Annotated in this window: 14 protein-coding genes; 4 read left to right on the top strand and 10 right to left on the bottom strand. The window is 52.2% G+C overall.

The window, feature by feature from the left end; genetic code table 11:
• Window positions 1–68: 68 nt before the first annotated feature.
• Complete coding sequence (locus tag QWI17_RS02895) at window positions 69–668, bottom strand: CIA30 family protein (protein ID WP_302720991.1); 600 nt, start codon at window positions 666–668, stop codon at window positions 69–71.
• Between the two features lie 208 nt (window positions 669–876).
• Between QWI17_RS02895 and QWI17_RS02900 the strand changes: the two genes are divergently transcribed.
• On the top strand, window positions 877–2,487 hold the full coding sequence (locus QWI17_RS02900; protein ID WP_302720992.1) for an RNA polymerase sigma factor: 1,611 nt from the start codon (window positions 877–879) through the stop codon (window positions 2,485–2,487).
• 45 nt (window positions 2,488–2,532) lie between these two features.
• Here QWI17_RS02900 and QWI17_RS02905 read toward each other — a convergent pair whose 3' ends face one another.
• Window positions 2,533–3,207 carry a hypothetical protein gene (locus QWI17_RS02905; protein WP_302720993.1) on the bottom strand — a complete coding sequence of 225 codons (675 nt, stop codon included), beginning with the start codon at window positions 3,205–3,207 and terminating at the stop codon, window positions 2,533–2,535.
• A 179-nt stretch (window positions 3,208–3,386) separates the two neighbouring features.
• Between QWI17_RS02905 and QWI17_RS02910 the strand changes: the two genes are divergently transcribed.
• Window positions 3,387–3,938, top strand: coding sequence for an acyl-CoA thioesterase (locus QWI17_RS02910; RefSeq protein ID WP_302720994.1), 552 nt, complete (start codon window positions 3,387–3,389; stop codon window positions 3,936–3,938).
• A 12-nt stretch (window positions 3,939–3,950) separates the two neighbouring features.
• On the opposite strand, the gene QWI17_RS02915 is transcribed toward QWI17_RS02910, so the two are convergent.
• The 7 genes from QWI17_RS02915 to QWI17_RS02945 all read right to left on the bottom strand — a co-directional run bounded on the left by QWI17_RS02915 (window position 3,951) and on the right by QWI17_RS02945 (window position 12,161).
• Window positions 3,951–4,382 (bottom strand): potassium channel family protein, encoded by a 432-nt coding sequence (locus QWI17_RS02915; protein WP_302720995.1) that lies wholly within the window; start codon window positions 4,380–4,382, stop codon window positions 3,951–3,953.
• 28 nt (window positions 4,383–4,410) lie between these two features.
• Window positions 4,411–5,454, bottom strand: coding sequence for a DUF2955 domain-containing protein (locus tag QWI17_RS02920; RefSeq protein WP_302720996.1), 1,044 nt, complete (start codon window positions 5,452–5,454; stop codon window positions 4,411–4,413).
• Window positions 5,455–5,483: 29 nt separating this feature from the next.
• Window positions 5,484–6,608: an HlyD family secretion protein gene (locus tag QWI17_RS02925; protein ID WP_302720997.1), complete on the bottom strand. Its 1,125-nt coding sequence runs from the start codon at window positions 6,606–6,608 to the stop codon at window positions 5,484–5,486.
• Window positions 6,605–8,167: an efflux transporter outer membrane subunit gene (locus QWI17_RS02930; protein WP_302720998.1), complete on the bottom strand. Its 1,563-nt coding sequence runs from the start codon at window positions 8,165–8,167 to the stop codon at window positions 6,605–6,607. The genes QWI17_RS02925 and QWI17_RS02930 overlap by 4 nt, the downstream gene beginning before the upstream one ends.
• 12 nt (window positions 8,168–8,179) lie before the next feature.
• Window positions 8,180–9,295, bottom strand: a complete 1,116-nt coding sequence (locus QWI17_RS02935) for an AI-2E family transporter (RefSeq protein WP_302720999.1) — start codon at window positions 9,293–9,295, stop codon at window positions 8,180–8,182.
• A 180-nt stretch (window positions 9,296–9,475) separates the two neighbouring features.
• On the bottom strand, window positions 9,476–11,188 hold the full coding sequence (locus QWI17_RS02940) for a sensor domain-containing diguanylate cyclase (RefSeq protein ID WP_302721000.1): 1,713 nt from the start codon (window positions 11,186–11,188) through the stop codon (window positions 9,476–9,478).
• Window positions 11,189–11,624: 436 nt separating this feature from the next.
• Window positions 11,625–12,161 carry a Crp/Fnr family transcriptional regulator gene (locus tag QWI17_RS02945; protein ID WP_302721001.1) on the bottom strand — a complete coding sequence of 179 codons (537 nt, stop codon included), beginning with the start codon at window positions 12,159–12,161 and terminating at the stop codon, window positions 11,625–11,627.
• An 81-nt stretch (window positions 12,162–12,242) separates the two neighbouring features.
• On the opposite strand from QWI17_RS02945, the gene QWI17_RS02950 reads away from it, so the two are divergent.
• Both QWI17_RS02950 and QWI17_RS02955 read left to right on the top strand, forming a co-directional pair.
• Window positions 12,243–12,992 carry an SDR family oxidoreductase gene (locus QWI17_RS02950; protein WP_302721002.1) on the top strand — a complete coding sequence of 250 codons (750 nt, stop codon included), beginning with the start codon at window positions 12,243–12,245 and terminating at the stop codon, window positions 12,990–12,992.
• 29 nt (window positions 12,993–13,021) lie between these two features.
• Window positions 13,022–13,699 carry a TVP38/TMEM64 family protein gene (locus QWI17_RS02955; RefSeq protein WP_302721003.1) on the top strand — a complete coding sequence of 226 codons (678 nt, stop codon included), beginning with the start codon at window positions 13,022–13,024 and terminating at the stop codon, window positions 13,697–13,699.
• A gap of 3 nt (window positions 13,700–13,702) precedes the next feature.
• Here QWI17_RS02955 and QWI17_RS02960 read toward each other — a convergent pair whose 3' ends face one another.
• Entirely contained in the window at window positions 13,703–14,455 is a 753-nt protein-coding gene (locus QWI17_RS02960; RefSeq protein WP_302721004.1) for a substrate-binding periplasmic protein, read from the bottom strand.
• Window positions 14,456–14,476 lie beyond the last annotated feature (21 nt).

A 14,476-nucleotide genomic window follows, 5' to 3' on the forward strand; every position in this document is an offset into this window, starting at 1 on the left:
TTCCGGGCATTGGTGGAGTAAAAGTACATAGTATGAGGCAGCCATTGGGCTGCCCCTCCCTGCTGGACTTAGTAAAAGCTGACTTCATCTAAAACGAAGTTAAAGCTTTCGGGTTGAACACCGTAAGCGACAATGCTAATCGCATTAACGGTGGCAGCGTTTAATGGTGTTTGCTCAGACCAGGCACGCTTGAGCGAATCGAAAGGTACTTTCACTTCGTGAAATTCGCCGTCGTTGGTCACGGTAACGGGCGATGCGTGGAAGTCGAAGTTGGTCACCTCAGTGCTGTTCACCGAAACCGACAAGTTACCTTTGTTTAACTTGACCTTGAGCAGTACACCTTCGTAGGCGTCTGCGTCTTGCGGCTGGCCCTGACCGTCGAGCGGCAAGACAAAGCTAGCCCAGCCCAGCTGGCCACGCGCTGGGGTGATATCGCCTTTTACGACGACTACACCAGCATCTACACTGTGGGTAGCGGTAGATTGCCCACCGGCCACGCTGTCTGTCATAAGCTGGCGTGGCAAACCCAGATCGTTATTGGTGGCGTCATCAAAACTGTCAACCAGTGGTGGCAGTGCGTCGGCAAAAACCGAACCCGACAGAACCAACGCGGTGGCCAGGGCAACAGATTTAAGGGCAACAAAGCTAAGAGGTTTAGGTGATTTCATGGTACTTTTTCCTTTTGGGTCAATTGTTCATTAATGGTTTTACGTATCAGTCAATGCAAACGTGTCGCTGTCTAAGTACCAAGCCGGGCGTGAAAGGTGACAAGATTTTTAATAAAAAGTGATTAAAAAATTTATTTCACTTTTTTTGTCACCTTTTGGTCAGCCGGTGGCACTTATGGGTATACAGCCGAAATAACGGAACCAATGAATGAACCTGTTTAAGAAGCGTGTGCACTATAAAGAGTCTGCCGATGCCAATCTGGTACTCGCCTCTATTGGCGGGGACCGCGATGCCTTTGGAGAGATTGTCGGGCGCTATCAGAGCCTGCTGTGCTCATTGGCGTATTCGTCGGTGGGGGATTTAAAGCACAGTGAAGATATCGCCCAAGAGGCCTTTGTGGAGGCCTGGCGCAAGCTGGAAACGCTGAGTGACCCGGAAAAGCTGAAAGCATGGCTGTGTGGCATATTGCGTTTTAAAATCAGCCGCTATCGCCGCAAGGAAACTCGCCATGCCGCCAACGATGCCTCGGCACTGGATGAACAAGTAGCTGATCAAGCCCCTATTGATGATGCCGTTATCCAAGAGCAGGAGCAGGCACTGCTATGGAAAACGCTGGAGCAGCTGCCGGAGACCTACCGCGAGCCCTTAATACTGTTCTACCGCGAGCAGCGCTCAGTGGAGAATGTGGCACAAGAGCTGGATTTAACCGAGGATACGGTTAAACAGCGACTATCGCGCGGGCGCAAAGCCTTACAAACCGCCATGGTCACCTTCGTTGAAGATAATCTCAGCAAAAGTAAGCCGGGCGCGTCCTTTACCATGGCGGTGCTGCTGGCTATTAGTACAATTTCTGCGCCAAAGGCGAAGGCCTCTGTTTTAGGGATGGGCGCGGGTAGCGCGTTTAAATGGGCTGGGCTGTTAACTGTGCTGGCCTCTTTCTCGGGGGTAATAGCGGCGTTCTTTAGCGTTAAGGCGAGCTTGGCACAATCGCGCACATACAGTGAAAAACGCCATACCGTTAAAATCGTCGGCCTGTTTTTTGGCGTGGCGATTATCTATACCGCCGGTTTGTTCGTGTTTAAGTATCTGGCGATTAACAGCCCTCAGTACGCATTAACCTACACACTGCTTGCGCAGGGTTTGGTATTTGGCTTTTGTGCGGCGTACCTAGTATTACTCACCTACATGCTGCGTGCTCAGCCGCGCATACGCGCTCAGGCCCGGCTGGATAACCCTGCGGCTTTTATCAATGAATACGATAAGGCCGGTTCCAAGCGCCGGAACGTAATCAGTCGCATTACCTTAATGGGCGTACCGCTGTATCACTTTAAGCTGGGCATTACCGAACACGGCGAAAAGCCCGCCTTTGGTTGGCTGGCCGGTGGCGACCGAGCCTATGGTTTGCTGTTTGCCTGGGGCGGCTTGGCGGTTGCCCCCGTAAGCGTAGGCATTGTATCGGTGGGGGTTGTTAGTATCGGCGCTTTAAGTGTTGGCCTGCTGGTGACGGGAACGGTTGCCATAGGTGCGCTGGGTTTTGGCGTGTCAGCCATAGCCTATAAAGCCTACGGTTCCATGACCGCGCTGGGCTGGGAAAGTGCCTTTAGCGGCGGTTTTGCGGCGGCATTTGAGGCTGCCCTTGCACCCATTGCCTTTGCCGGCGTTACCAATAACGAGCAAGCGGCCCAAATCGTTAATTTATCCGCGTTAAACCAAAGTTACCTGTGGGTACTGGGCATTATCAGCGTGGCGGTTATTGTGCCGGCTGTATTGCACGCCAAGAAAGTGCAACAGCGAATGCAGCCTCAAGCTGAAAAATAAAGAGGGGAAAGACCAAAGGGCTGCGAGCGCAGCCCTAACGTAGCGTTACTCCTGTTCGGCGTGTACCACACCAACAGCCATTGCCGTCGAGTGGGTGGCGATAAGCGCATCGCCCACGTTCGCCGACTTAAGGTTTTCCGGGTTTTGAGCGGTAAACTGACGCACTACGCCGTCGGCATTGCGCAGTTTAAAGGTGTTATCTTCCATGTCGATGGCTTCCACCATAAATACATGAACCTCGACTGATTCGGTAACAATACCGGGTAGATCACCCTCTTTGGCTCGCGCCGCAAGCTCTACGAAGGCGTCTTCGGCCTCAAGACCTTCGCCGTCTACAATTTCGATGCTCAACTGGTCCATATACTCGGCCACCACGGTATCGCCGGCATTAACCTGATCCAGATTACGTACCTCTTCGCCCACCACAAAACTCAGCTCACCGCTCTCGCCCGCCAGTGTTACCTCGCGGGTTTCATGGTTTATGGCAATGACGGTGGCGGTAACTTCATCCACTTCGGTAAAAACCACAAACGGCTTTTGCTCGGCGGCAGGGGCTTCGCTGTGCATTTGTTCGGTGGCGGGCGCCGGTACGACCGCTGCGGCTTGGGTGGCGACGGGCTCGGCCGCAGGTGCCTCAGCTTTAGTCTCAGACTCCTCTGCGCAAGCGGTACCTAAGACGAGTACGGCCATTAAACTGCTCATTAAGGGTAAGTGTTTCATACATTCCTCTCCGTTGGACTTGCTGAAAAAACTAGGGTTGCCATATAAACAAATGGTTGAACAGTATAATAGAATCACTGTTACTGTAATAAGTAAACACGCTATAGTGTGATTAGTTTAACTATAACGCTGTATTCGCTGTCACTTTGGACTTAAGGCAAAAAGGAAGCAAACTCATCATGACCCAGTTTCGCACGGTAAAGTCTTCACAGGTTGTACTCAAAGAACTGATGATTCCGTCGTATTCCAACTTTGGCGGCAAGGTTCACGGCGGGGTTATATTGTCGCTGATGGACAAAATTGCCTATACGGCGGCAGCCAGCCACTCGCGGCAATATTGCGTCACCGCATCGGTCGATTCTGTGAATTTTGTCAACCCGGTTGAGGTAGGTGAGCTGGTCACACTGATGGCGTCGGTAAACTACGTGGGTCGCTCTTCCATGGAAGTGGGCATTAAGGTGTATTCGGAAGACTTCAAGCACGGCATCAACAAGCACACCAATACCTCCTATTTTACGATGGTTGCGATTGACGAACACACTCGCAAACCGGCCACGGTGCCCGGTTTGATTTTAGAAGAAGACATTGAAGTGCAGCGGTTTATTTGGGGTAAGTTTCGCAAGCGCTTTAAAGGCGAATACCGGGAACAATTCAAAGCGCTGCATCACGATTTAGACATCACCTCAGAAACTGAAAACCTGAGAGACGAAAACTGTCAAATCTCCCTGTAACCGACAGGTGGGCTAGCGGCGCGCCTCTGGCATGTGCTCTTTTAATACCTCGGCAAAGGCGCGCGACAGCGCGGCGGTTGAAACACCGATCATAAGTGCGCCATTCAGCGCCTCCAGGGGGCCCAGCAGTTTGTGCGCTTCAGACATTACAATGTCGCCATACCCTAGCGTGGCGAAGTTAACGGCTGAGTGATAAATGGCTTCGGGCAGGCTGGCAAACTCTCCCAAGCCAAAAAACAGAGTACCCCAGGCCACTACCTGCGCGACGTTTCCTACAATCAGTATCAACATCATGCCTGCGGTGACACGCATAGCGGCACCAAACGCCGAGTGTAGTTTGTGCATTCGCTTAACCGAATAGTGCAGCGCGAATAGAACCAGCGCCCCTTGCAGGAACAGGCAAAACGCCATCATCGCTAAACCTAATATAAAATTGACCAGCATTTATTACTCCTACAATGTTGTGCCGTCGCTATGTTTTTATGCGTCTGTTGCGCCACTTTTCCAATAAAGACATCGCCAAGGCTGCGTATACGGCAATAGCCATAAAAAGCAGCATGCGGACAAAAAAAGCTTGATAGACATCCTTACCATTGGCGCTGTCCTGCACCGCGGCGCCCAGTAAGATAATCATGGTGGTTAAGGTGGCAGTCCAAAAAGTGGGCTTAAATTTCGTTTTCATAACCCCGTAAACACCACTGGCTAAAACAATTGATATTACTAACACCCAGGCGAAATAAAACCACAGCGATACCGACAAGCTCAAGCACCCCCATACCAGTACAGCGCAGAGCCCGCCCAAAAATGTAGAACCTATCAATTCGCGGTTGGCATCTTGCAATTGCAGTTGCGACGCCTCGCGCCCAAGCAAAATGCTTTTTACTGTGAGTGGCAAATACATCGCCGGGTTAATCAGGGTAATGAGAAAAGCCGGTACCACAATCAAGGTAGCGCGCCATGACAGCCAGCTAACATCCTGCGCAGGCGGGGGAACTTCTGGCTTAACCATGGTGTTATCTTCAGGGAAGAATGGGTACACAATCCACTGGCCTATGACTGCCACGGCGATTCCCATCACCAGCGCCGCAATAAGCATCGACGCCAAAGCCGAGCTTATACTACTGGCCGCCGACACCACGGTTAACCCCAAGGCCAGTAAGGTACCGATGGCAACTTTGCCTTGGGCGATCACCAGGCGGTTACTCGCGTACAAGCCGCCCACAATGATAATCAGCGCCGCAACCGGTGATTTTTGTAGCAAGGGCCCAAGCAGCAGCCCAACGCCCAAACTTACGGCAACGGCGATCAGGAGTATGAATAATTGCTTGGGCCCCGGTGGCGGCGCGGGCTTAGCCATGAGAATGACGACAAATAAAGGGGCTAAAAATGGAATGCCAATATTCAAGCCGTAAGCGGCAGCCAGCACCAGGCTTAGCGTTATAGCCATTCGATAGCTGCGCCGCGCCGCCAGCGGCATACGCTCACGACGAAACTTAGCGGCTAGCTGAGTGAGCATAAACAAAACCTAGACCCGCTCATTGGCCACTAATACGCGTATGTCAAAAGGCTGAGCAAACGAATATAGAGTTTGCCGATCAGAGCGAGCAAACCATGTCCTTCGGTATAGGCAATAACCGATGCTTGCCCGCCAATACGCAGCTGCGACTTAACCTCAGCCCGAACCGGTTCACTCAGGGCGATTTGCACCGGAAACCGTTGCGCCTGACGCAGCCAATCGCGGTTATTTTGCACACTGGGCAGCGCACCCGCTGGCACCGACTGCCCACTGCTCACACCCACACCAATGCTTCGCACCGTGCCCTTAAGCACTTGCCCCGGCAGTGAATCCAGCAAAATTTCTACGGCTGTCCCTGGCTTTAAATGCCCGAGATTGTTTTCGGTATAGTCGGCCGTAATCCAAATAGACTCCATGGCCACCAGTGTTAACACCGGGCTTCCGGTACCGGCAAACTGCCCTACTTCGGCCCTTAAGTCTGTTACCACCCCGTCTGATTGCGCAACGACCGTGGTATTGCTGAGATCCAAATTTGCCTTTTCTACGGCGGATTGCGCGGTTTGCAGTAAGGTATTTTCCTCGCCTGTGTCACCGCCTTTTTGCTCAATCGCGCGCTGAATTTCCGCCTCGGCCACGGCTACTTGCGCCCGGGCTTGCTCCAGACTTGCCTCAGACATTTCCAGGCGCCGCTCTGAGACGGTGCCCGGGTCGTCCTGGCGCAGGCGTTTCAGCCGGCTGTAATCCTGCTCGGCCTTGAGGCGTCCGGCTTTTGCCGCACGCAAGCTTGCACGCGCTTTGGTCACTCCGGCATCGCCGGCTTCAACTTGCTTTTCGGTGTTTCTTAAGTTTGATTCTGCCTGCTGCAAAGCAATTTGATACTGTGATTGGTCAATACCAAATAACTTTTGCCCGGCTTTAACGTATTCGTTGTTACCTACCCACACATCGGTGACCACACCCGCGACCTTGGGGGCGACACCGACAACATAGCCCTGAACTCTGGCCTGCGATGTGTAAGGCGTAAAACGATCCGCCAGCAACGACCACAGCAAGGTCACAATAACCACCACAAAAATCACAAGGCCACCACGAGAGACGGATTTACCTGCAGGTGTGGCCGCGGGTTTTTCGTCGGAGAGTGTTTGCTCGCTCATGGGTTGTTTCCTTGTTCTGGCGCTGTCGATGGCGAAGTGGTGGTTGATGAAGTATCGGTTGGTGCGTGCAGAGGCTCTTCCAGTAAATTACCCCAGTCGGTGCGCTCGGCCATTAATTCGCGAAGGCTTTGCGGAATAACGTTGTCAATTTCCGCTTCTTGCCAACCGCCACCGAGAGCCTGATACAGGCTAATAATGGCGGCAATATGATCACCTCGATTGGTAATCGCATGGTCCGATTGTCGAAATGTAGTGGCCTGAGCATCCAGTACCCGCTGAAAATCTGAATAACCCTCTTGATAACGCCGTGTAGCGATCTCTAAGGAGCGCTCCGCCGCCTCTACTGCGTCGTCTAAAATTTGCTGGCTGGCCTGAGTTTGCGCCACTCGACTGGCGGCATCGTCAATTTCGCGCGCGGCATTTAACACCGTCATTTGGTAGGCCTCCAATGCCTGTTGTAAGCGGGCATCTTGGGTGCGCACATTGTTTTTCAACCTGCCGTAATTAAATATGTCCCAACTTACCGAGGGCCCGGCCGCCACACTCACCACATCGTTGGTGGCTTTCAGGCTGTTGCCCGACCAGCCAATGGTGCCGAACAGGGAAATCGATGGGTATAAGTCGGCTTTTGCGATACCAATTTGCGCTGACTGCGCCGCCGTTTGCCAGTAAGCCGTGCGCACATCGGGCCGGCGCAACAACAGATTAGTCGGAATGTCTTTAATGCTCACGGCGTCGAGCTGCGGCAATTTACTGTCAATATCGGCAAGCTCGGGCAGATCGTTTGGCGCTCGCCCCAACAACACGCCCAAAGCATTGCGCTGCTGTTGCAAAGCCAGCTTTAACCCCGGAATACTGGCTTGGGTGGACAAATACTGCGCCTTGGCCTGCTGTAAATCCAGCTCCGAGTCCTGGCCCTGGGTAAACAGCTGCTCGGTAATCTCATAACTACGCCGCTGCAAAGCCAAATTGCTTTGTGCAATTTCTATGCGTTGCAGCGTTGTTTTAATCGCAAAGTAAAGATTGGCTACTTGCGCTGAAAGTAAGACCTGAACATCGCGATGATTGGCGAGCGAGGCAAAGTAGGCGGCATCTGCCGATTCTACGCTGCGGCGAAAACGACCCCAGAAATCCATTTCCCAGCCCAGATTGAAAGCCGCATCACTGGAGGTGAAATCCCGGTAGGTACCGCCACCGCGCTTTTGCCCCACATAGGCGCCACTGGCACTGACTTGCTGCACCTGAGGATAGTACAAACCAGAAGCAACGCCGAGTACCGCCCGGCTTTCCAGAATACGCAGGCCCGCTACGCGCATGGTAGGGCTTTCGAGCCGCGCTTTTAACATCAAATTGTTGAGTAGCGGATCGTTAAGACGCGTCCACCACTGACTTAGATTGAGCGCTGCCGGGTCTTGCTGCAACTGGCCATAAAGCTCAGGCTCCCACTCGGCAAGCCAATCGGTATCTGGCGCTTTAAAATCAGGACCAAGCGGAGCGCAGCCGGCCAACAAAAACGCGGCCGCTGCACAGGTAATTTTGACTGTTTTGCAAAGGTTCAACGGAATATCAACCTATGGCGTGGGCGCATCCACAGGAGCAGCCTCTGCATCCTCTGGCATACCTTCATTGACCCAGGCCATAAAGACTTGATAGCTCACCGCCAGCACTACCGCCCCGACAAACAATCCAATCAAACCGCTGACAAACATACCGCCTAGTGCGCCCAACAAAATAACGGGCATAGGGGCTGCCACACCGCGGCTCAAAAAGATGGGCTTAAGAATATTATCGGCAAGTCCGGCGGCAATAAGATAAACAGTCAGAAGAATATTCACCACCAGTGAACCGTCCCCGGACATCCACAGCCAGGCGACAACCGGAATCACAAATATCGCGGCGGGCAACTGGACGATACCAAACACCAACACAGCCAGCGCCAACAGTCCGGCGGCCGGTATACCTGCCAATAAAAAGCCTACACCGAGTAACAAAGCTTGAATAAACGCCACACCGACGACACCAACGGCGACCGAACGCACTGTTGCCACACTCAAGGTATGCAACTCGTCGCCCACTTTGGCACCGCAAATACGCCTAAAAATCTTGCTGGTACTTTCGGCGCCGGGCTTGGAATAGGACAGCATGATGCCGGCAACGATAAACGCCGCCAGAAACGCTAGTAATGTGGTAACGGCACTGCCCAACACGGATACGGCCTTGCGGGCATAATTGCGCACCTGCTCATGATGCTCCACCATAAAGCCCTGCAGGTTAACCGACGCCTCGCGCCACATCGCATCAACTCGCTCGCCTATAAGCGGCCAGCCGGCCACGCTGTCGGAGGGCCGCGGCACTTGTAGCGAACCATCCATTAACTGCTTATAGATATCAAGCATATGATCGACAAACGAAATGCTTAACAAAACAGTGGGCACGCCAATAATCAGAACAACAGTTGATACAAACAGGGTCGCAGCGCGGCTTTGGCTGCCGCCTACTTTACTGGTTATTTTGGCGTGCAACGGATAGAGCGCAATGGCCAGGATCATTGCCCACAGCAGGAGGCTGAGAAACGGAGACAGGATCGCCATGGAAAGGTATACCAAAAAGACAATCAGCCCCAGGCGAACAGATGTATCAACAATAGTAGGAGGAAATTTCATGGCAGTGTGCGCTTCCGTTTTCATTAATGTGTCCCTTACAAATACTCTCAACTCTATGCCGTAATCAAACATTGCGCCCGCAAGAGCACATTGGCTCTCTCGGGAAAATATCAGAGCAAAGTATTTATACCAATGGGCTTATAGCTAAGTGACAAGGATACTTGAAACCCCTTAGCTTGCGCCACCTTTATAGCCTGTGTGGTGCTACGACGGGTTTACATTATCCGTTAAGAGTTGCGCAACGCAATTGCGCCCTTGCGCCTTGGCACGGTATAGAGCCTGGTCTGCATTGTGTAACAAGGTATCGATTCCCTCGCCGGGCTTGGCATAGTAAATACCGATACTTACCGTCAGCGGTGTGCCAGTATGCTTGCTTTCGCGGGCAATGGTTTCACGTATCCGCTCGGCTGTGGCTTCGGCGCTGCCGTCTTCGCAGGGCGACATTAACACCACGAACTCATCGCCACCCCAGCGTCCGACTTGCTCGTATGGCCGCACCGCGGCCCGCAACCAAAGGGCTACTCGGTTCAGTACATCGTCGCCGGTTTGGTGGCCAAAATCGTCGTTAATGGCCTTGAAGTGATCCACATCCAGCCACAACAACGCAAAACTTATGGGTTCGCGCTCAGCGCGGGCAATGAGTTCATGCATGGACTCATCCAGACCGCGCCGATTTTTAAGGCTGGTGAGCGAATCGGTACGCGCTTGCAGGTGCAACTGCTCGGTGCGCTGCGCTACCCGGCCTTCCAGCTCTTCGGTATGGCGGCGCACGCGATCGGTCATTTTCTCAAAGTGGTCCGCCAGGCGGCCGATTTCGTTGTCGGGTTTAGGAAGATAAGGTAAATCATAGCGGCCTTCGCGCACCCGGTGCACGGCTTCTTCGAGACAGGTAACGGGTTTTAGTACACGCGATTGCAAAATCCAGTGAAATATCGCGAGCGTTGTCAGTAGAGCAACAAGAAATACCAGCCCCAGCGGCCAAAAATAACTTTTGGGCACCAGCACACTTAAATCCAGCAGAGTCACCTCAAACCAGCCGATGGACGACAAGTAAGCAACCCCGGCTAAATGTTTTTTGCCGTTGACCGTGACAAATCCACTCTCGACAACGCCAGGGGCCGCGCCCTGCTTTTTCAGCAGTGCCAACATACCCAGTATTTGTTGCTTGTCTTGCTGGTCATCCACTAACAAGTCGACCGTTTTTTTCTGCCCTTCGGGCTTAATAATGCTGCCAAAATCGATGTAGTTGCGGTCGCGATACAGCTGAATGGCGCCATTGTAATCGGCAAACAGAGTCGTAATTCCCTTTTGCCCGATATCGACAATATCTTGTAGAAAGCGATCCAGGTTCAGGCCTGTACCCACCATGGCCACTATTTCGCCCTCCTCGGAGCGCACTAAGACGTCTATCCAGAGCTTAGTAACGCCTAAATTGACATCGGGGTTTACATTGAGGTGGAAGTCACGTCCCTCTTCGACCAGCTGAAAAAACCAGGCGTCGTCGGGGCTATCCGCTTTGAGCACATACCGAAACTGATTGTCGGCATACTCATTTTGGGCATTATTGAAGTAGTAGTGATTATTCTTGGTCAGTGCGACAAAGTAGCTTTTGTCGCCGAAGCCTGATCGAAAATTCTCCAACTCGCTTAACGCCTTGGCCTGCAACGCCTCATCTTCAGGTGTATTGGCCCACGCAAGCAGGCTGGGAGCACGGGCCAGTTGACGCGCCAATGCAATTTCACGCTCAAGTGAACTCAACAGGCGCGCACTGTCATAGCGCACCTGAATTTCAGTGACCTGGCGCCCCCAACTCTCAATAATGGACTCGCTTAACGATTGATACGCCAGCCAAGAGGCGGAGCCGGCCACCAGAATCAGCAGCGCCATTAAGGTAAGAAAGCGGGTTTTAAGGCTCACAAACAATTCCTTGGATTAATCACCATGTTGCATGAGGCGCCATTACACCAAAGTGTGGGCTGCGCGTCTATGATCAGAACGCTCATTAAAACAGTATAGAAGAATGCAATGCAAAAGATGATTAACACGCCACAAAATTGCGAATAACCCGCCCGTGCGGGAACCTGCAAGGCTGTTGAAAAACCTCTTACGTACTCAGACTCTCAGGCTGGTTCGTAATCTAGGCGCCTCTTTGACGGTGTGTGCTCCCATCGAAAAGTGGCAACGACGAGTATGGGCCAGCCTGGAAGTCCCGCAGGGCGAGGCCTGAAGAGCACATCTGCCGCACCTTGCCTCTAGCAAAGGGAGCCACCCTGTCCGTCGAGACAAGGCACGACATCTGCACGCTTCGGGCCTCGCTGAGCATGCAAGGGGGTTTTCAACAGCGTGCTAGAGCTCAGGAGCCTCTTTTTTTGATACGGCTCAATGCCACAGGCGTTACCCCTAAATAACGGGCTATATCGTTTTGGGTGACCCGCTTTAACAACTCCGGCGAGGTTTGCCGCAGACGCACAAAGCGTTGCTCAGCGCTAAGGCTTAAAAGCTCATATTCGCGCTGCTCTTTTTTCATCGCCAAGGCCAGCAAATGCTGAATGACTTCACCGGCTAAAGTGTGCGATTGTGCAGCGGCCTCCACTAGAGTGGCAAATGGCAAACCCAACAACTGCGATGGCTCCAGCGCCACTAGATTAAACGAACAGCCGCCCTGACCGAGCGCAGCATTTAAGCTACCGATAATACTGCCCGCTTCAATAAACGACTTAATACTCTCCTTGCCGTCTGCTGACAAGTAGTACGCCTTCAGCAACCCCGATTGTACAAAGTAAACACGCGCATCGTGATCGCCCTGATAAAACACATGCGTTTGCTTTGCCAAGACCTTTGGTTGACCGTGTGTTTGTAGCAAGCCTGCCACACTCTGCTCTTTAGTCATTTTTAACCTAAGTTAATGCACTGATTCAGTCCGGGCGTTAGCCTAGCGCTTTATTCAGTATGCCATGAAGGCGCTTAGAATATGCCCCAAATCGTGTTCCCGTTACAACACAAAACGGTCGTCGTAACCGGCGGCACTTCCGGAATAGGTTACGAGTTGGTCAAACAGCTGACATTGAATAACCGGGTGGTCGTGATTGCCAGGCCCGGCCCGAAACTGGACGCGCTGGCCGCCGAATTCGGTCAGGTCAGCGTATACGCGGCAGACTTGAGCAACCTGCACGAATGCGAAGGCGTGGCCAATTGGCTGCTTAAACAGTACCCGAACATTGACGTATTGCTCAATAATGCGGCCGTACAGTATCCGGCCACCATGCTTGACGATCAGTTTAACTTTGAATCGATAGACTATGAAATCAATCTAAACCTTACCTGCGTTTGTGCGCTTACTTATCTACTGTTGCCTGCTCTGCAGGAGGCGGCAACGAAAAGTTACATCGTTAACATGAACTCCGCTTTGGCGTTGGCCCCCAAAACTGGCTCGGCGGTTTACTGCGCCACCAAAGCGGCAGTGAACAGTTTTTCACAGAGCTTGGGTTACCAGCTTGCAGGCACCACGATAAAAGTCACTCAGGTATTTTTACCACTGGTTGATACCCCTATGACAGAAGGAAGGGGCCGTAACAAAATCAGCGCAGCTCAGGCCGCCACACAGACGATTAAGGGTATTGAGCTCGGGCGAACTACCATTAATATTGGCAAGGTAAAATTACTGCGCGTATTATTCGCGCTCGCCCCCTTGCTTGCGCGTCGAATACTCAGAGCCGGCTGATAACCTTAGGCCATTTGTACAGGACGAAAATGAAACCACTGCTAAAAGTTATGATGGTGCTGGCGCTGGTATTTGCCAGTACATTTGCACTGCTTACGCTAACCGGTATTGTCACGGTTGAGAAAATACAACTGTGGCTTGAGGCGGCACGGGCCATTAACCCTTGGTTGCTAATGCTATTGGTTGCGGGTCTGCTGTTAGCCGACCTCGTGATATCGGTACCCACCTTGTCGGTGATGATTTTGGCGGGCTATTTACTGGGGGCAGTGCTGGGCACAATAGCGGGCACAGTCGGGCTGCTACTGGCGGGGGTATTGGGGTATTTAATAAGCGCGCGCTACGGCAATCATCTTTTCTTTGCTCTGGTGAAAGAACCTGAGCAAAGAACAAGTGCAATTGAAACCTTCGCTCGCCACGGCCCGGTGGTTATTTTACTGTCGCGAGCCATGCCCATGTTGCCGGAGGTTTCCGCTTGCCTGGCCGGGCTTACTGGCATGAAGTTTTGGCGATTTCTCGTGCTTTGGCTAGCGAGCATTTTGCCCTACGCAGCTATTACCAACTACGCGGGTTCAGTGAGCAGTCTGGAAAACCCTATGCCAGCGGTCTATACCGCGCTCGGATTATGCGGCTTTTTCTGGAGTTGTTGGTTCTTCTTCCACAGGTCACACAAACGCGCCAGCCTCAATACAAAGATGTCTGAGCAATAACTCTTATGGCGATAAGTCGGCCATAATTTCGTTGTAACGGCCGGATTCCCGTAGCTGACGCAAACCTGAGTCCAGTGCTTGACTATAAATTTCAGCCTTTTTATTGCTAGCATTAAAGGCAATATAAATCTCACTCGTATAAAAACTGTGGCCCTGCCGATAATCTTCCGGATTTAGCTGCAGCGATGCAATATGAGACTCAAACACTTTATCGAACATCAATACAACGTCGAAGCGGCGGGCGTTGAGCATATAGAGCAGACTTTTTTGAGTAGAGACTGAAACCAGATCAAACCGATGCTTGTGCTGTTCAAACTCATCCCCGTACTCGTAGTCGATAATAACCCCTACTTGAGTGCCGTCGGGTATTTCAGCAAAACTGGTGTAATGTAAAGCGGTGCCAGCCCGATAGTAAAATGAAATATCAGCTTTTAATAAGGGTTCCTCCCCAAAATGATAGCGAGCTTCGGTATTGGCCTGCCGGGTAACGTTCCAACAGCCATCAAGTAATCCCTGCTCCACTTGTCTTAGGGCGCGAGCGTATGGAACAACCGAAATTTCAAGCCGGTAATTTGAATAGGCAAAGGCCGCTTCAGCGATTTTTTTTGACAGCCCCTGACCGTTGCGGTCAGAAAATGGCGGCCAACTGTCCTCCGCGGCAATTCGGACTACATGATTGTCAACGTCGGCGTTTACTGTCACTCCCCAAAACACAGAGACCAGTACCAACACCTTGCCTAATTCGGCTAACCGCATGGCAGTTTCCTTTTAACACGA

Origin of the sequence: Gilvimarinus gilvus, from assembly GCF_030518155.1 — a bacterium.
In the GTDB taxonomy this organism is placed as follows: domain Bacteria; phylum Pseudomonadota; class Gammaproteobacteria; order Pseudomonadales; family Cellvibrionaceae; genus Gilvimarinus; species Gilvimarinus gilvus.